We start from the raw sequence: 16,471 nt of genomic DNA, 5'->3' as shown, positions 1-16,471 counted from the left end.
GCATTCGCGGGTTATGCGCGGGTGCGGATGGTGCCGCCCGTGCAGGGGAGGATCTGGCCGGTCAGGGACGGGAGACGGGCATCGCCGAGGAAGGCGATGGTCTGGGCGACGTCGTGCGGTGTGGGTTCGGCGAACCCGTCCCGGGGCGGGGCCGCGACCGCCACCGCGTTGACCGCGACGCCCACCGGGCCCAGTTCGCGGGCCAGGGTCTTGGTCAGCGCGATCGCCGCCGAACCGACCGTCGCGTCGACGGTGGCGCCCGCCTCCCCCGCCAGACCGCGCGCGTCGAGGACGAACACGATCCGACCCCCACCCGTGGCGGCGAGGTCCCGCCCCGCCCCCTGGGCCAGGGCGAACAGCGTGCACAGCCGCCGCTCGACCGCGGCCCACCAGGTCACCGGGTCGGTGTCCGCGAAGTCCGCGGCCGGCCCCGGCTCGGTGGTCCCGATCACGAACAGATCGGGCGCCGGCCCGTCCGCGTCGACCGCGGGCCACGTCACCCGTAGGCCGCGCGCGCCCAGTACCCGTGTCGCGGCCCGACCGACCTCGGTCGGCAGTCCGACGAGTACGGCGTGGTTCGAGAGCGACCGCATCAGATCACCGTTCCCGCGTTGGGGGACACGACCTGCCCGGTGAGCGCGCCGCGGCCGGACAGCAGGAAGGCCGCGGTGATCGCGATTTCCTCCGGCCGGACGAGCGCGCCGGTGGGCAGAGTGGCCAGGTACGCCGGGTCGCGCCAGATCGTGCCGGCGGCCAGCATCGCGGTGTCGGTGGGGCCGGGGGCGACCGCGTTCACCCGCACCCCGGTCGACGCCAGTTCGGCGGCCAGCGCTCGGGTCAGGCCCAACAGTGCCCCCTTGGCGGTCACGTAGTGGGCGGCGTCCTCGCCACCGGTGATCGCCAGTTCGGAGGCCACCGTGACGATCGCGCCGCCGCCTCGGTCCACCATGGTCGGCAGGGTGGCGCGGGTGAGGTTGTGCAGGCCGCCGAGATGCACGCCGAGCATCCGCCGGAAGGCCGCGGGCGAGATCTCGGCGAGCGGGATCTCCTCGACGTAGCCCGCGGCGCTCAACACACCTGTGGGCGCCCCCAGTTCGGCGGTGACCCGGGCCACGAAGCGCGTGACGGCCGCCGGATCGCCGACGTCCACCACCGCGTCGAGGTCCGCCTCGCCCCCGGCCCGCAGGTCGCATCCGGCCACCAGCCAACCCTGTCGCCGCAGTTCACGAACGCAGGCCAGGCCGATCCCGGCCGCCGCGCCGCTGACCACGGCCACTTCGGCCGGGGCGTCACAGCCGGTACCCGTGCTCATCGCTCCACTCCCCCGGCCGCGCCGAACTCGGCCCGTACCACGGCGGCGATCGCCTCGACGGCACCCTCGAAGATCGCCTCGCCGATCGCGGCCGAGCTGCCGTGCGCGGTGCGCAGCACGCCGGAGGGGTCGACCAGGCCCGGCCGTTCCGGCAGCACCGTGTAGGGCGGCGGGGTGATCGCGACCGTCGTCGGGCTGATCGCGTCGGCGTGTACCCGGCCCGGATCCAGGTGCATCATCAGCGACGTCTCGACGATCCCGGCGTGTTCGGCCTCCCAGCCGGGGAAGTCGCCGGCGAAGATCCGGTCCAGCGTGTCGGCGCCGATCACCTCCCACCAGTTCACCATCGACACCCGTGCGTCGGCGCCGCGTTCGAGCGCCAGGTCGACCCCCTCGACGGCGGGCGCGGTGTTCTCGAAGTGGCCGTTGACCAGCACGATCCGCCGGTGTCCGTGTCTGGCGTAGTTGACCACCAGGTCACTCACGAGCGCGCTGTGCGTGGCGGCGCTCAGCGAGACGGTGCCGGGGAACCGCTCGCCGCCGCCGCTGATCGGCCGCGATCGCGACCCGTAGGCGTACCCGGGGGCGACCAGGCCGCCGACGCGGGCGCACACGGCCTCGGCGAAGCGCTCGGCGATGTGCGTGTCGGTGTCCACCGGCAGGTGCGGGCCGTGTTGTTCGATCGAGCCGAGCGGCAGGAACAGCACCTCGTTCGCCGCTCGGGCGGCGATCTCGGGGCCGGTGAGGTCGCGCAGCCGGGTCCGGTCGGTCATGGGGTCCTCCGGTGAGGGTCGTGGTGGTGCCGGGCGAGGAGGTCGGTGAACCGCCCGCGTGGTTCCCAGCCGAGGGCGGCGCGCGCGCCGTCGGTGCGGACCGCGCCGGCGTGGGGGTCGCGGGTGAAGCGGTCCCGGTCGAGGTCGGCGGGTACCTCGCCCACCTCGCGGGTGTACCAGTCCAGCGTCGGGTCCGGGTGGGCGCAGTCCGCCGCGGCGAGCAGGTAGGGCCCGAAGGTGGGCGTGGTGGTTTCCACGGCGGCTCGGAAGGCGCGCGCGACGTCCTCCGCCGTGACGTAGTCGTGCAGCGTGCGCGGGCCGACTCCCGTCGCCGGGTCGACGAAGGTGTGCAGGTTCTCCGGGAAGACCACCGCGCAGGGGCGCAGGCACACCACCTCCAGCCCGCCCGCGTCGGCGAAGCCGCGCGCGGTCACCTCGACCATCGCCTTGCTGATGCCGTACGCGTCCACCGGCCGGCTCGGATGTGTGTCGTCCACCGGCAACCGGGTCGGGGTCCATCCGGCGCGCAGTTCGTGCAGTCCGGTGGCCGCGACGCTGGAACACACCACGACCCGGGTGACGCCCTGTTCGCGGGCCGCCTGGAGCACGTTCCAGCAGCCGAGGGTGTTCACCCGGACGCAGGCCCGCGGATCGCTCGCCCGGTCGTAGTCGATCCCGGCGAGGTGGACCACCACGTCGGCGTCGGCGAACGCCGAGGCCAAGGTCGCGGGTTCGAGGATGTCCGTGCGGCGGAAGGCGACATCGGGGCCGTCCTTCCCGGGAGTGAGGTCGGCGTTCAGCACGTCGTGCGCGCCCGCGAGCTCGGTCAGTACGTACCGGCCCACCCGACCGGAACCACCGGTGACCACGACCCGCTTGCCCTCGGCGCTCATCGGGCCGGCGCCGCGGTCGCGCCCGGACGCTCGGCCTCGGGCGAGTCGTCGTCGAGCCCGCGCCTGCGGACGAGCAGCAGGACCAGACCGCCGACCATCCACACGACGACCACCGGCAATGCCCACACGAACGGGCTCTCGGGCAGCGGGTCCAGTGATTCGTACGCCACCAGGATCAGCGCGGCGCTGCCGAGGAACGGAACCAGGGCGTGCTTGAGCCAGGTGAACTCGTGCCGTGCCATGGTCCGGTACATCCGCCACACCGCGACACTGCCCATCACGTACACCACGGCGAGGGCGAAGGTGAACATCAGCCCGGTGAACGAGTAGACGTTGTACAGCCCGACGGTGCCGATCATCGCGAGCCCGACCACGACGTTGATCACCGTCTGTACCCCGATCGCCGCGGCCGGCGTTTGATGCCGGCTCAGCCGGGCGAGCGGTTCGGGCAGCGCGCCGGCTCGGGCCATGCCGTACATGAACCGGGCCGAGGCGTTCATGCACGCGATGGCGCCGCCGACGATCGAGTTGAGCAGCGCCAGCAGGGCCAGGAACCACAGCGGGCCCCAGTACTTGTGCGCGAGGACGAACATCGGGATCTGCTCGGAGTCGACGAAGCCCTGGATGTCGCGAATCCCCCAGCCGGTCAGTTGCCCCCACGTGGTCAGTACGACGAACACGCCCAGGATGACGATCGAGCCGAGCACGGCCTTGGGGATGTTCCGGCGCGGGTTCGCGGTCTCCTCGCCGAGCGAGGCCGCGGCGTCCCAGCCGGTGTAGGTGTAGATGCTGAACACGAAGCCGAGGAAGAAGCCGTTGCCGGTGGGTGCTCCGCTCCCGGTGAGCCAGTTCAGGCTGGTCCCGCCGGCACCGGGCTGGAGCAGGCCCCAGACGGAGAGCGCGACCATCACCACGATCTCGAAGACGCCCAGCGCCACGGTCACGCCCACGGCCAGTTCGACGCCTCGGTAGGCCAGTGCGGCGACCGCCACCAGGAGCAGCATCATCGGCGCCCACCACGGCACGTCCCAGCCGTATTCGCTCAGCAGCACCCGGTGCGTCGTCGAGCCGAACAGTCCGCACAACATCGCGGTGGCGACCGGATAGAACAGCAGGTACGCCCACGCGGCGAGGAATCCCCAGCGCGGACCGAGCAACCGGCTGACGAAGCTGTGGTAGGTGCCCGCGGAGGTCATGTGCCGGGTGAGTTGGGCCAGCGAGTAGCCGAGCAGGTAGGACACCACGGCGGCGAGCAGCACCACCAGCGGGCTCGCCACGCCGGCGGTGCCGGCCAGGAACGGCACGGTGAAGGCGACCGTGATGGCCGGGGACATCGTGGTCACCGACTGCATGAGGGCGCCGGAGAGCCCGATGGCGTTCGCCTTCAGGCCGGGTGCGGGCGGCTGTCCCGCCGGGACTCGGTCGTCGGTTCTCATCGTCGTGCTCCTCGCGTGGCCGGGGTGGGGTCGGTGTGGGCGGTACGGGTGTCGGGGCGCGGCGGCGTGGTCATCCGCCGTCGGTCCGTTCCGCGTGGGTGGGCTCGAACATCCGCAGCAGGGCCGGCAGGACGACCACCCGGGGGCCGGGGGCGGCCAGGGCGGCGGCGAGATCGCGCCGCAGCGTGGCGGGTGTGGTGAGTGTGGCCGGGACGCCGAAGGATTCGGCGAGCCGGACGAAGTCGGGGCGCGCCAGTTCGGTCCCGGTCGTCTCGCCGAAGGTGCCCGTCATGTATTCGCGCAGGATCCCGTAGCCGCCGTCGTCGACGATCAGCCACGTGACGTTCAGGTTCTCCTGACGGGCGGTGGCCAGTTCGGCGATCGAGTACATCGCGCCGCCGTCCCCGGAGACCGCGAGCACCGGACGCGCCGGGTCGGCGGTCGCCGCGCCGAGCGCGGCCGGGTAGCCGTAGCCGAGCCCGCCGGCGCCCTGCGCCGAGTGCATCGCGCCGGGCCGTCGGGCGTCCCAGGCCGACCATGCCCAGTAGCCGAGGATGGTCATGTCGAAGAAGACCGGCGAGTCGTCGGGCAGCGCGGCCCGTACCGCGGCGAGCACGGCCTGTTCGAGATCGAGCCCCTGGTCCGCGATCCGCGCGGCGACCCGCTCGCGGAGGGTACGGGCGATCGCCGCGCCCGGGCCGGGCGGTCGCGGCGAGACCGAATCGCCGAGCACGGCCAGCGCGGCACGCGCGTCGGCGTGGATGCCGAACGCGGGAAGGACGGACTCCAGCTTGCGCGGGTCGGCTTCGATCTGGACGATCCGGCCTCGTGGGGCGAGCGTGTGGTAGTTGGTGGAGAGTTCGCCCAGTCCGGAGCCGACCACGAGCAACACGTCCGCGTCGTTCATGAGTTCGGTGGTGTGCCGGTCCTCCAACCAGGACTGGAGCGAGAGCGGGTGGGTCCAGGGAAAGGCGCCCTTGGCGCCGAACGTGCAGGCCACCGGCGCGTCCAGGACGCGCGCCAGGCGCAGCAGTTCCGCGCTCGCGCCGGCGCGGACCACACCGCCGCCGGCCAGGATCACCGGTCGTTCGGCGGCGACCAGCAACGCCGCCGCCTCGGCGAGCAGTTCGGGGCGGGCGAGCGGCACCCGAGGGCGTACCCGGAGCCCGGTCACCCGGGGCACCTCGGTGCCGGCGAGCAGTATGTCCTGGGGGATCTCCATCCACACCGGGCCGTACGGCGGGGTGAGCGCGGACTCCCACGCCGCCGCGAGCACGGAGGGGATCTGCGAGGTCGCGCCGACCAGGTGCACGGACTTGACCACGTCGCGGAAGCTGGCCTGCTGGTCCACCAGTTCGTGCAGGTGGCCGCGTCGGCGTCCGCCGAGGCCCGACGAGGGGATCTGGCTGGAGAGGGCCAGGACCGGCACCGAGGCGGCGGCCGATTCCTGGAGCGCCGGGAGCGCGGTGAGCGCGCCGGGGCCGGTGGACAGCAGCAGCGGAGCCACCGTGCCGGCGCTGCGCGCGTAGCCGTCGGCGGCGAAACCCGCGTTGTTCTCCACGCGCAGTCCCGTGTAGCGCAGCGGCGAGCGACGCAGCGCGTCGAACAGGCCGAGCGCGTGTTGACCGGGCACGCCGAAGACCCGGTCGGCGCCGAGATTGACGAGCGATTCGACGACCAGGTCACCGCCGTTGCGGGTCGCGGGCGCCTCGGGTTCGTGGTGCGGCTTCATGCCCGCCCACCGGCGATCCGTCGTGCCGTCGGGGTGGTCGGTGCGTGGGCGGTGCGCGCGCCGGCCGGCACCGCGATGTCGGTGTGCGGGACTTCGTGCGTACGGGGCGGGCGGGCGAAGGTGTCGGGGCCCGCGTGGCGCGGGATGCGGGAGGAGTCGACGGGGCCGCGGGCGGCGGTGGAAGTCATGGCGGAGGACCTCGCAAGGACAGCAGGAATCGCCTGCGGAAGGGGAATGTGGGGGCGCCGGGGAAAGCGCGGACGCCGTCCGGAACCGAAACCGGGGCCGGGGCCCGAAGCGGCGGGGTCGGCGGTGGTTGTCGTGCCGGGGGCGGCGCGGCGACCGCTCGCCTTGTGGGTATGAACCTATGTCCGGGCGACGACACCGGAGAAGTGGCTTTTCTGTCCATTATGATCAGTCGAAACAGATGAATCATCCCGAGCGGAAGGTGTCGCCATGCCGTCGGTCGACGCGCCTCGTCCGGCCGGGCCGAGCGAGGACGGACTCGGGCTCGACCTCCCCGTCGACCCGAGCGTTCCCGGTGTCCCGCTGAGCGTGCTGCTCGCCGACCCGACGCTGGGGCTGCGACAGATCGCCGGCCCGCGCGAGGACCGGCCGATCTCCTCGACCGGCGTCACCGAATTGGAGGATCCGACGCCGTATCTGATCGGTGGGGAGCTCCTGCTCACCGCCGGGGTACCACTGCCCAAGACGCCCGAGGGCATCGACGCGTACGCGGGTCGGATCGCGCGGGCGGGCGCCGGCGCCTTGGGTTTCGGCCTGGTGCCGGTGTACGACGACGTGCCGACGGCGCTGATCGAGGCCTGCGATCGACACGAGCTGCCTCTGTTGCGGGTTCCCGACGGCACTCCGTTCGTCGCGGTCAGCCGGGCCGCGCACGCCGCGATGGCCGAGTCGCGCTATCGGGACCTGCGCCGGGTCAGCCGGGCACAGGGCGCGTTGGTCACGGCCGCGGTCCGCGCCGACGCGCTGCGGTCCGTACTCGACCGGCTCTCGGTGCAGCTCGACGCGTGGACCGTGCTGCTCGATCCGGCCGGCAACGAACTGGTGGCCGCGGGCGTGCGGCCGGAGCCGGAGGCGGCGGAGCGGCTGCGCGGTTTGATGGCACGTACGATCGCGCCGTCGGGTCACGGCGCGGCCGGTCGGGATCGGGTCGCGCCCTCGACGGCCGCGGACCACGTCGGCGGGCTGCATCTGACCGTGCACGTGTTGCCGGGCGGGGACACCGGCGGGGTGCCGCCGGCGATCGGGGTGGTCTCGGGCACCGCCCCGACGGCGGTACAACACTCGGTGACGGCGGTTGCGGCCGTGCTGTTGTCCCTACTGACCAGCCCGCGGCACGCCCTCGGCGGCGACAGTCGCAGCTCGGCCGCGCTGGTGCGGCTGATGCTCGGCGGGTCGCCGCAGGAGGTGGCATCGCTGCTGATGCCGTCGACACCGGGTGCCGGTTGGGTGGTGGTCCGTGGTCGGCTCGGCCGGCAGCGACCTGGCCCGGGGGCCGACTCGGGCGACTACCCGGTGCAACTGGCCGCGTTGGGTACCGCGTTGGCCACGCCGTACCTGGATCTGCGCGAGCGCGACGTGTACGCGCTCGTGCCCACCGCGTCCGGCTCGCCGGCCCCGGATCCCGCGGCGGCGAATCGGCTCGGGTGGACGCTCGGCTTCAGCGCGCCGTCCGCCACGGTCGACCTCGCGGTGGCCGCCAATCAGGCGGAGCGCGCGTTGCGGCACGCGCTCGCGGAGGGGATCCCGAACCGGCGGCATCGGGACCGGGAGCCGAGCATGCACTCGCTCGTTTCGGCGGCCGACGCGGGGGCCCTGGCACGCGCCCGATTCGCGGGGCTGGTCGATGCGCCCTCGCCCGGTTACGAGATGCTGCTCGAAACCCTGCGCACCTGGCTCGCCCATCACGGGAGTTGGGACCGCACCGCGGCCGCGCTCGACCTGCACCGCAACACCGTGCGCCAGCGCATCGCCAAAATCGGCGATCTGCTGGACCTGGACCTGCACGATCCGGACGTTCGGATGGAACTGTGGTTCGCCCTGCGCTGGTTGCCGGGCGAACGGCCGAGCACCCCGCTGTCGGAGACCGCCCCCGAGTAGGGCCCCTACGGCAAGGCCGACGCCGTGGAACACGTTCGGCGGCCTGCCCACCCGCGGGCCGGCCGCCGATTCCGGTCGTGTCGGTCAAGGAACCGCGTGGATGCAGGCGGTGCGGTGGGATTCGTTCCCGATGTAGGGCGGTGGGGCCGATGCGCAGGCTGCCTCCGCTTCCGGGCATCTCGGCAGGAAGACACAGCCGGTGTTCGTCTCGGGGGTACCCGCGGGTTCGCCTTCCAGGGCGGGCGAACGTCGCACCGTACCCGGTCGGTGGAGGTCCGGCGCGGCCCGCAGCAGTGCCCGGGTGTAGGGGTGTTGGGCCGCGGTGAAGACGGCTTCCGCCGTGCCCTCCTCCACCACGCGGCCCGCGTACATCACCGCGACGCTGTCGCAGAGGGTTCTGACGATGCCCAGGTCGTGCGAGATGAACACGATCGTCAGGCCGAGTTCGGCCCGCAGGTCGGCCAGCAGGTTGATCACGGTGGCCTGGGCGGAGACGTCCAGGGCCGCCACCGCCTCGTCGGCGACCAGGACTTCGGGTTGTACGGCGAGGGCGCGGGCGATGGCGACTCGTTGGCGTTGCCCACCCGACAGTTCGTGGGGTCGTGCTTCCAGGACGCGCGGGGGCAGGTCGACCATCTCCATGAGCGAGTCGAGCGCGGAGTTCATGCCCGTGTCCGGGACGAGGTCGTGGTGGTCGATGAGTTCGGCCAGCACCGAGCGCACGCGTCGGCGGGGGTTGAGCGACCCGACCGGGTCCTGGAAGACCATCTGGATGCGGCGACACAGGTCCTTGGAGCGGCGGGCGCCGACCTCCCGACCGTCGTAGCGGACACGACCGGCCGTCGGTGTCCTCAGGCCGACGAGTACGTTGGCGAGTGTCGACTTGCCACAGCCCGACTCGCCGACCACGCCCAGGCATCGGGAGCGCTCGACGGCGAGGCTGACACCGTCGAGCGCCCGCAGCGTCACGGGGGGCGAGTGTCGCCGGGTCGGGACGGTGTAGTGGACCCGGATGTCGTCCAGTTCGATGAGGGCGCTCATGGTTGGTCTCCGGCGTTCACGGCGCTGTGTCGCAGGCACGCGGTGGTTCGGTACGGACCGATGGCCATCAGGGGTGGGTCCGCTTCCCGGCAGGCGTCGACCACGAGCGGGCAGCGCGGGGAGAATCGGCAACCCCGGGGCAGTCGGCCGGCGGTCGGCGGCGATCCCTCGATGGTCTTGAGCCGCACGGGCGGGCCGTGCAGTTGCGGCATCGAGTCGATGAGTCCGCGGGTGTAGGGGTGGCGGGGATCGTCGATCAGGGCGCGCGTCGGTCCCTGCTCGACGATGCGTCCGGCGTACATGACGGCGGTGCGGTCGGCGATCCGCGAGACGACCGAGAGGTCGTGGCTGACGAGGATCATCGCCATGTCCCGTTCGGCGCGCAGGTGTTCGACCAGGGTCAGGATCTGGTCCTGGACGGTGGCGTCCAGCGCGGTCGTCGGTTCGTCGCAGAGCAGGAGGACGGGTTCCACCGACAGGGCCATCGCGATCATCACCCGTTGCCGCAGGCCCCCCGAGAGTTGGTGCGGCCATGCCCGCAATCGTTGCTCCGGCCGTGGCACACCGACCTCGCCCAGCAGGCGCAGCGCCCGGTCGGCCGCGTCGCGGCGGGACACACCCCGGGCTCGGGGGCCGGCGGCGATCAGGTCGCCGATGCGCATCGTCGGGTTCAACGAGCTCATGGGTTCCTGGAAGATCATCGAGACGCCGTGGCCACGCAGTTCGCGCGGGTCGACGGCCCGGGATTCCTCGTCCCGTCGGCCGCGGAATCGCATGGTTCCCCGTGTCCGCACCAGCGAGGACGGCAGCAGGTCCAATACGGAGCGCAGGGTGAGGCTCTTCCCCGATCCGGACTCGCCGACGATGCCGAGGCATTCGCCGGCGTCGACGTGCAGGGACACGTCGTCCACGAGGGTGACGCCGCCGGGTCCGGCGGTGGCGATCGTCAGGTTCGCGATCTCGATGACGGGTTCGATTGCGGTCATGACTTGATCCGATCGTCCAGGCCGTCCCCGATCAGGGCCAGGCCCATTCCGGCCAGCGCGATCGCGGCTCCGGGCGCGGCGATCAACCACCAGTTGGTTTGGATCACGGTGCGGGCGGACTGGATCATCGCGCCCCACTCCGGGGTGCCGACGGGTATGCCGACGCCCAGGAAGGACAGCGTGGAGATGGCCACGACGGCCAGCCCGATGTCGACGAAGAAGTACACGATGCTCTGACCGATCGCGTTCGGCACGATGTGTCCGGTGATCACCCGCCATCGGGGCAGGCCCCCCGACCGCGCGGCGCGTACGTAGTCCATCGAGCGGACCCGGCGTACCTCGGCCCGCATCAGCCTGGCGTACACGACCCAGGAGACGAGGGTGAAGCCGATGATGAGCGGCAACTCGCCGGGGCCCAGGAACAGGAATCCGTCGCCGGGGCCGAGCAGCCCGACCAGGGCGATGAAGAAGATGAACAGCGGGAGCGAGACGACGACATCGGAGACGCGCATGATCGCGGTGTCCAGCCACTTGGCGCCGAGACCCGCGACGATGCCGATGAGGCTGCCGAGGATCGCCGGGACGAGTGAGGCGAGCAGTGCCACACGCAGGTCGACGCGGATCGCGTAGACCAGCCGGGTCCATTCGTCACGGCCGAGTTGGTCGGTACCGAGCGGGTGGGCGGGCGAGGGATCGGCGAGCCGGTTCAGCAGATCCTGCTCGGCCGGGTCTCCCTTGGTGATGAGCGGCGCGAGGACCGCGGCCAGGACGAACAATCCGAAGACGACGGCCCCGGCGGCCATCTTGCCGTTCCCGCGCCGGCGTGACCGTGGCGTGTGTTCCTTGTCGTCCTTGTGGTCCTTGACGAGGGACAGGTCGCTCATGCGCTCACCGTTCTCGGATCGAGCAGCGAGACGACGGTCTCGCCGATGACGTTGGCGACCACGACTCCCGTGGCGAACACCAGCGTGATGCCCTGGACCACGTAGACGTCACGCTTGGCGGACGCCTCGACCAGCGCGCTGCCCAGGCCCGGGATGTCGAAGGTGGCCTCCAGGATGACGACGCCGAAGAAGAGGTAGCCGATGTTCAGCGCGAGCAGCGTCAGGACCGGGCCGAGCGCGTTGCGCAGCACGTGCCGCACGATCAGGGCGCTTCCTCCCACCCCGAGCGAGCGGGCGACCGCGACGTACTCGGAGTCGAGCACGTCGATCAGGCTCGACCTCAGACTTCGCACCAGGACGGGAGCCAGGACGATCGCCCCGGTGACGGAGGGCAGAATCAGCGACCTGAACATTTCCGTCGGCCCCGACCCCAGCCCCGAGACCGGGAACCAGCCCGTGGGGATGGCGATCAGCCTGATGAGCAGGAATCCCACCCAGAACGCGGGCAGGAACAGCGCGAGCAGGATGCCCAGTCGGATCGCGTGGTCGATGAATCGGTCCCGGAACCAGGCGGCGGTCCAGGCCAGGACCAGTGCCGCCGAAACCGCGAGCACCAGGGTGCCCAGCAGCAGCCACACGGTGTTCCCGATCCCCTGACCGATGATCTCGCCGACGCTCCGACCGTCGATCGAGGTGCCGAAGTCACCGTGCAGCACCCGGTTCAGATAGTCCAGGTACTGCTGCGGCAGACTGCGATCGAGCCCCAGTTGATGGCGCAGTTCGCTCACCGCCTCGTCCGAGGCCCGCGGACCCAATCGGAGGCGGGCCGCGTCGCCCGGCGCGATCTGGGTCAACACGAACACCACCAGCGTGACCGAGAGCAGGACGAGCACCAACTGGAACACTCGGGCCAACAGGATTCTTGTCGCGGTCACGAAGCCGCCTCCTTCCCGGTGACGGTGCCGGATGCGCCCGTCAACTCTTGACGCTCAGTTCGTCGGCGCAGTAGGCCAGGTAGGGCGTCGGGACGAATCCCTCGACTCGGCCGGCGACCGCGTAGAGCGCGTTGGGCACGGCCAGTGGGATCACGGCGCCACTGGCGTTGGCGGCCTTCTCGAAGGTCTGTACGGCGGTGGTCACGTCGAAGGGGGTGCTCGCCGCGTGAACCGCGGTCAGGGCCGTGTTCGCCGGCCCGGGGTCGGACTGGGAGAACACCAGGCCGGTCGATTCGAGAAAGCCGAGAGGGTCGATCGGGCTGGGCGCGAGCGCGCTGTAGGTGATCATCGCGAGCTGGAAGTCGCCCTTGCCCAGCCTGTCGATCAGCGTGGCGGTCGGGAGCGGGACGACGGTGACCTTGATGCCCACCTGGGCGAGCATCGGCGCGAGGGCCTGGGCCGCGAGTTCCTCCGCGTCGCCGCTGGGGACGTTCAACTCGAGGTTCTGACCGGTATGGCCCGACTTGGCGACCAGGCTCTTCGCGGCCGCCTGATCGGTCGAGGACCAGGTGCACGCGGAGCACGGGGAGACGCCGGGAACGTTCTGCGGCAGCAGCGACGTCGCCGTGGTCGCCTGGCCGGCGTATCCGCCCGCCACGAGTTTGCGATAGTCGACGGCCGCTGCCATCGCCTTCCGGAGATCGACGTTGGCCAGGGGCCCCGACTTCGTGTTGATGGTGAGGACGCTGACCCCCGCCGACGGCACGCCGACGACCTTGCCCTTCGGGTACTGGGCGGCCACACCGAGTTCGACGCCGTTGACCACGTCCAGGGAACCGTTTTGGAACTGCAGGAGTCGCTGGCTCCCATCGGTGACGACCTTGTATTCGACCTTGTCCAGGTGCGGTAGGCCGGCCCGGTAGTAGTAGGGGTTGCGGGTGAGGGAGATGGACCGTCCCACGGCCTGGTTGTCGATGCCGAACGGCCCCGCCCCGATGGGCTTCTTCCAGAAGTCGGCCTCCGACTCACCGCCGTAGTTGTCGGGGAAGATCGCGGCGTTGGCGGTCGACAGGATCGCGAGCAGGGTCTCGTCCGGCTGCGACAGCGTGAAGACCACGGTCTGCGGAGAGGGCGTCTGCACGGACGTGATGGAGGAGAAGTAGCCCCCGTACAACTTGCCCTTGCTCCACAGTCCTTCGGAGAATCTGACGTCCGCGGACGTGACCTGTCTGCCGTTGCTGAATTTCGCGGCCGGGTCCAGGGTGAACGTCAGTGTCTTGGCCACCGGGTCGGCCTGGTAGGAGGAGGCCAGCGCCGGCAGCAGGCCCTTGCCGTCCGGGGTGGAGCGCAGGAGCGACGCGTACACCTGGGGGAAGACGCTGAAGCTGTGCGTCGACAGCGCTTCCTGCGGGTTCCATGTGTCGATCGCGCTGCTGAGGGACATCGTGGCCGAGCCGCCCTGCCTGGGGGGCTCCGACGAGCCGGGTTTGGCCGAGGTCGAGCCACCGGCGCACCCGCTGAGGAGGCCTGCGGCCGCCGTCAACGATGCGACGTACGCCATGACCTTCACTGGGGTCATAAGTTCCCTCGCAGTTTCGTAGTTTTTCTACCAAAGAGCGCTGTCAGATTGTACGGCGACGTTCAGCGGTCGTCCAGACCGAACGACGGTGGGCGATTTCGCGCCACGTCGACCCCTCGTGTCGTCGGCTCCGCCGGGCGCGACAGGCGTTGGACCGGAGGTGCTCGTCGACTCCGACCGACCTCGCGATATACCGGGCGGCCGGATGAGTCGGCGGAGCCACGGCCGACCCTCGCGGGTCTCGCCCATGGATCCCGTTCGGCGGTTTCCGGCGGGAACGCCGGGGCCCGGGGGCCGGCGGGTGGCGGACCCGGACACGCCTCGCCGGGCCGACGACCCTCGTCCTCGACGCGACGCCCGCGGCAGGCTCGTCGCCGATCCCGTGTTCCTGATGCCCTGGGGGTGGGAAACCGAAAACAGGGCCGGGTACCCGATCCATCGGCGGTCTCGACCCATCCGACAGGGGACGACGAAGCCCCGGTCGTGTGATCGACCGGGGCTTCGTGCCCTGCGGGGAGAAACGGGGAGACTCGTCGCCCGATGGTGGGTTCAGTCCGGATGCCGTGTCCCGGATGCCGCGTCCCCGATGCCCTGTCTTCGGGCTCGGGCGACGGACGGGACCGACGCGGTCAGAGCACGTCGTGGGAAACGCCGGCCGTGACCTCCCGTGGGGAGCCGCCCTGCCTCACATGGCGCACCATCCAGTCCACCAATGCCTCGTTCTGCGCCCGTCGTGCCGGAACCGGACCCGAGATGGATCCTTCGTGGGAGGCGTCGGGCAGCATGAGCATCTCGGCCACACACCCGGCACGTCGCAGCACCGAGTAGAACTGCTTGCTCTGCTCGGGTGGGCAGCGGTGGTCGCGTTCGCCCTGGATCAACAGCGTCGGGGTGGTGCAGGTGTGGGCCGTGGTGATCGGTGACAACTGCCGGTATCGCTCGGGGTCCGTCTCGGGCAGGGCGTCCAGCACCGAGGGCAGGAAACTGAGCCCGATGTCGCTGGTGCCGTACATGCTGGAGAAATTGGTCACCGGATTCTCGACGACGGCGGCCTTGAACCGGTCGCCGTGGCCGACGATCCAGGCGGACATGAACCCGCCGTACGACAGACCGGCGACCCCGAGACGGTCGGGGTCGGCCCAGCCCCGGTCGATCGCGAAGTCCACCGCCGCCATCAGGTCGTCGAGGTCGTCGTGGCCCCATGCGCCGAGGATGGCGTCGGCGAACTCGACGCCGTAACCACGCGAACCGCGAGGGTTGACCATGAGCACCCCGAAGCCCGCCCCGCACAGGATGTGGGCGTCGGTGACGAAGACCTCCCCGTAGGCCGCCTTGGGACCTCCGTGGATGAGCAGGACGGTCGGCAGCGGCCCGACCGCGTCGGCGGGTCGCAGGAGTTTGGCCTGCACGCGGGGGCCGCCCACCACGCCGACGCGAAAGTCGGTGACCGTGCACGGGACGGTGCAGGTGCGATTGCCGGCTTCGGTGTCGCTGATCCGCAGGTCCTCACCCGTGTCCAGGTCGCGGATCCACAGGTCGGGCGGGTCGACCAGCGTGCCGGTGGCGTACAGCAGGCGCCGCCCGGCCACGGCCAGCGGGTAGAAGCAGCCCGGACCCGCCAGCACCGTCGTCGCACGAGGCTCGCCCTCGAGTGCGATGCGGTGGACCTCCAGGCGGTCCTCGACATGCACCCGGACGAGAGCGTCGCCCGCGTGAAGGAGCAACGTCGGGTCGGGGTTCGTGAACGCGATGGCGATGTCGCCCAGCACGTCGCCGTTGACATCGAGATCCAGGCCGACGGCACGGTCGGTCAGGTGCCACGCCCCGGACGCCGGCGCGGCGTCGTCGGCCGGGTCCACGACGAACAGGCGACCCGACGAGTGTGGATCGGCACCGGATGTGGTCACCGCGATCCGGCCGTCGCCCGACGCCGCGAGGGAGAAGAGATCCAGTCCCCGCACGTGCTCGGTGACCGTCGGGTCCGACCCGTCGGATACGACGGAGCGGACCGCGGCGGCGCCGTGCCGCCATTCCCGAGGTCCGTGTCCGGCGAGGAAGGCGATCCGCCCGGGGTCGGCCTGCTTCGACTCCCCTTCGCCCTCCCCGGGCCGGTCCGGGGACGCCAACCACGTCGGCAGACTGTTCACCCACGCGTCCTCGGTGAGTCGCGTGTGCGTCCCGCTCGCGAGGTCGTAGACGAAGATGTCGGCCGTGACGTCGTCGACGAGGTCGAGCCCGTCCGCCCAGCCGATCGCCCGGGTGATCCGATAGGGCGCCCCGGGCACCCGCGTGGGGAGCGTCGCGGTGTAGGCGATGCGGCGGCCGTCGGGACTCCATGCCGGCTTGCCCGCGACCGAGCGCTCCGGCGCCCCCGGGTCGACGAGCACCTCGAACTCGAAGTCCGGGGCATCCTCGAGCCGGACGACGACGATGCGCACGGTCGGACCGTGGTCCGACAAGAAGGCCAACCGACTGCCGTCCGGGGAGAAGGACGGAGTGTGACCGCCGGTGCCGAACGCCACGGCGACGGCGGCCGCGGGAGGCTCGGCGACACTGCTCAGGCGCAGGGTGTGCCGCTCGACGTCTCCCTCGATGCGAGAGACGGACCAGGCGACGCGCGCGCCGTCCGGGCTCAGGTCGGCGCTGTGGATCAACTCCATCGCGTCGACACGTTCGGTGACCGTACTGCCGCAGCCGGTGTCAGCCGTGGACATGGGGACTCCTTCCCGAAAGTTCGTAAGTAAGTTACCAGATACGTAGATGATGAAGTAAACTT

13 protein-coding genes and 1 pseudogene are annotated in these 16,471 nt (G+C 71.3%); 1 reads left to right on the top strand and 13 read right to left on the bottom strand.

Annotated elements, in window-relative coordinates; all coding sequences use genetic code 11:
- Positions 1-11: 11 nt before the first annotated feature.
- From EMA17_RS18400 to EMA17_RS18370, 7 genes and pseudogenes are all read right to left on the bottom strand, one after another.
- Positions 12-593: an SDR family oxidoreductase gene (locus EMA17_RS18400; protein ID WP_126638142.1), complete on the bottom strand. Its 582-nt coding sequence runs from the start codon at positions 591-593 to the stop codon at positions 12-14.
- Positions 593-1,312 (bottom strand): SDR family NAD(P)-dependent oxidoreductase, encoded by a 720-nt coding sequence (locus tag EMA17_RS18395; protein ID WP_126638141.1) that lies wholly within the window; start codon positions 1,310-1,312, stop codon positions 593-595. Before EMA17_RS18395 ends, EMA17_RS18400 begins: the two co-directional genes overlap by 1 nt.
- Positions 1,309-2,085 carry a creatininase gene (locus EMA17_RS18390; RefSeq protein WP_126638140.1) on the bottom strand — a complete coding sequence of 259 codons (777 nt, stop codon included), beginning with the start codon at positions 2,083-2,085 and terminating at the stop codon, positions 1,309-1,311. The genes EMA17_RS18395 and EMA17_RS18390 overlap by 4 nt, the downstream gene beginning before the upstream one ends.
- Entirely contained in the window at positions 2,082-2,978 is an 897-nt protein-coding gene (locus EMA17_RS18385; protein WP_126638139.1) for an NAD-dependent epimerase/dehydratase family protein, read from the bottom strand. Before EMA17_RS18385 ends, EMA17_RS18390 begins: the two co-directional genes overlap by 4 nt.
- The gene (locus EMA17_RS18380; protein ID WP_126638138.1) at positions 2,975-4,414 is read right to left on the bottom strand and encodes an APC family permease; all 1,440 of its coding nucleotides are present in this window, start codon (positions 4,412-4,414) and stop codon (positions 2,975-2,977) included. The genes EMA17_RS18385 and EMA17_RS18380 overlap by 4 nt, the downstream gene beginning before the upstream one ends.
- A 70-nt stretch (positions 4,415-4,484) precedes the next feature.
- Positions 4,485-6,146 (bottom strand): thiamine pyrophosphate-binding protein, encoded by a 1,662-nt coding sequence (locus tag EMA17_RS18375; protein WP_126638137.1) that lies wholly within the window; start codon positions 6,144-6,146, stop codon positions 4,485-4,487.
- Between the two features lie 68 nt (positions 6,147-6,214).
- Positions 6,215-6,334: pseudogene (locus tag EMA17_RS18370) on the bottom strand (agmatinase); the annotation flags it as partial.
- 268 nt (positions 6,335-6,602) lie between these two features.
- Between EMA17_RS18370 and EMA17_RS18365 the strand changes: the two are divergent.
- Positions 6,603-8,270 carry a PucR family transcriptional regulator gene (locus EMA17_RS18365; RefSeq protein WP_126638136.1) on the top strand — a complete coding sequence of 556 codons (1,668 nt, stop codon included), beginning with the start codon at positions 6,603-6,605 and terminating at the stop codon, positions 8,268-8,270.
- An 84-nt stretch (positions 8,271-8,354) separates the two neighbouring features.
- Here the strand turns inward: EMA17_RS18365 and EMA17_RS18360 are convergent, their stop codons facing one another.
- The 6 genes from EMA17_RS18360 to EMA17_RS18335 all read right to left on the bottom strand — a co-directional run bounded on the left by EMA17_RS18360 (position 8,355) and on the right by EMA17_RS18335 (position 16,409).
- Positions 8,355-9,311, bottom strand: a complete 957-nt coding sequence (locus EMA17_RS18360) for an oligopeptide/dipeptide ABC transporter ATP-binding protein (protein ID WP_126638135.1) — start codon at positions 9,309-9,311, stop codon at positions 8,355-8,357.
- Positions 9,308-10,297: an ABC transporter ATP-binding protein gene (locus EMA17_RS18355; protein ID WP_126638134.1), complete on the bottom strand. Its 990-nt coding sequence runs from the start codon at positions 10,295-10,297 to the stop codon at positions 9,308-9,310. The genes EMA17_RS18360 and EMA17_RS18355 overlap by 4 nt, the downstream gene beginning before the upstream one ends.
- Positions 10,294-11,181, bottom strand: a complete 888-nt coding sequence (locus EMA17_RS18350) for an ABC transporter permease (RefSeq protein WP_126638133.1) — start codon at positions 11,179-11,181, stop codon at positions 10,294-10,296. The genes EMA17_RS18355 and EMA17_RS18350 overlap by 4 nt, the downstream gene beginning before the upstream one ends.
- On the bottom strand, positions 11,178-12,116 hold the full coding sequence (locus EMA17_RS18345) for an ABC transporter permease (protein WP_126638132.1): 939 nt from the start codon (positions 12,114-12,116) through the stop codon (positions 11,178-11,180). Before EMA17_RS18345 ends, EMA17_RS18350 begins: the two co-directional genes overlap by 4 nt.
- Positions 12,117-12,156: 40 nt before the next feature.
- Positions 12,157-13,677 (bottom strand): ABC transporter substrate-binding protein, encoded by a 1,521-nt coding sequence (locus tag EMA17_RS18340; protein WP_160161450.1) that lies wholly within the window; start codon positions 13,675-13,677, stop codon positions 12,157-12,159.
- A 647-nt stretch (positions 13,678-14,324) separates the two neighbouring features.
- Positions 14,325-16,409: a S9 family peptidase gene (locus EMA17_RS18335; protein WP_126638130.1), complete on the bottom strand. Its 2,085-nt coding sequence runs from the start codon at positions 16,407-16,409 to the stop codon at positions 14,325-14,327.
- Between the last annotated feature and the right edge of the window lie 62 nt (positions 16,410-16,471).

Source organism: Embleya hyalina, assembly GCF_003967355.1.
GTDB classification, from domain to species: domain Bacteria; phylum Actinomycetota; class Actinomycetes; order Streptomycetales; family Streptomycetaceae; genus Embleya; species Embleya hyalina.
The sequence above is the reverse complement of the archived record's forward strand: the minus strand, read 5'-3'. Positions and strand labels throughout refer to the sequence as shown.

What these genes read in the sequence shown, in the direction of transcription:
- EMA17_RS18400 (WP_126638142.1), bottom strand. Translation starts at nt 593, where the DNA reads ATGCGGTCGCTCTCGAACCACGCCGTACTCGTCGGACTGCCGACCGAG.
- EMA17_RS18395 (WP_126638141.1), bottom strand. Translation starts at nt 1,312, where the DNA reads ATGAGCACGGGTACCGGCTGTGACGCCCCGGCCGAAGTGGCCGTGGTC.
- EMA17_RS18390 (WP_126638140.1), bottom strand. Translation starts at nt 2,085, where the DNA reads ATGACCGACCGGACCCGGCTGCGCGACCTCACCGGCCCCGAGATCGCC.
- EMA17_RS18385 (WP_126638139.1), bottom strand. Translation starts at nt 2,978, where the DNA reads ATGAGCGCCGAGGGCAAGCGGGTCGTGGTCACCGGTGGTTCCGGTCGG.
- EMA17_RS18380 (WP_126638138.1), bottom strand. Translation starts at nt 4,414, where the DNA reads ATGAGAACCGACGACCGAGTCCCGGCGGGACAGCCGCCCGCACCCGGC.
- EMA17_RS18375 (WP_126638137.1), bottom strand. Translation starts at nt 6,146, where the DNA reads ATGAAGCCGCACCACGAACCCGAGGCGCCCGCGACCCGCAACGGCGGT.
- EMA17_RS18365 (WP_126638136.1), top strand. Translation starts at nt 6,603, where the DNA reads ATGCCGTCGGTCGACGCGCCTCGTCCGGCCGGGCCGAGCGAGGACGGA.
- EMA17_RS18360 (WP_126638135.1), bottom strand. Translation starts at nt 9,311, where the DNA reads ATGAGCGCCCTCATCGAACTGGACGACATCCGGGTCCACTACACCGTC.
- EMA17_RS18355 (WP_126638134.1), bottom strand. Translation starts at nt 10,297, where the DNA reads ATGACCGCAATCGAACCCGTCATCGAGATCGCGAACCTGACGATCGCC.
- EMA17_RS18350 (WP_126638133.1), bottom strand. Translation starts at nt 11,181, where the DNA reads ATGAGCGACCTGTCCCTCGTCAAGGACCACAAGGACGACAAGGAACAC.
- EMA17_RS18340 (WP_160161450.1), bottom strand. Translation starts at nt 13,677, where the DNA reads ATGGCGTACGTCGCATCGTTGACGGCGGCCGCAGGCCTCCTCAGCGGG.
- EMA17_RS18335 (WP_126638130.1), bottom strand. Translation starts at nt 16,409, where the DNA reads ATGTCCACGGCTGACACCGGCTGCGGCAGTACGGTCACCGAACGTGTC.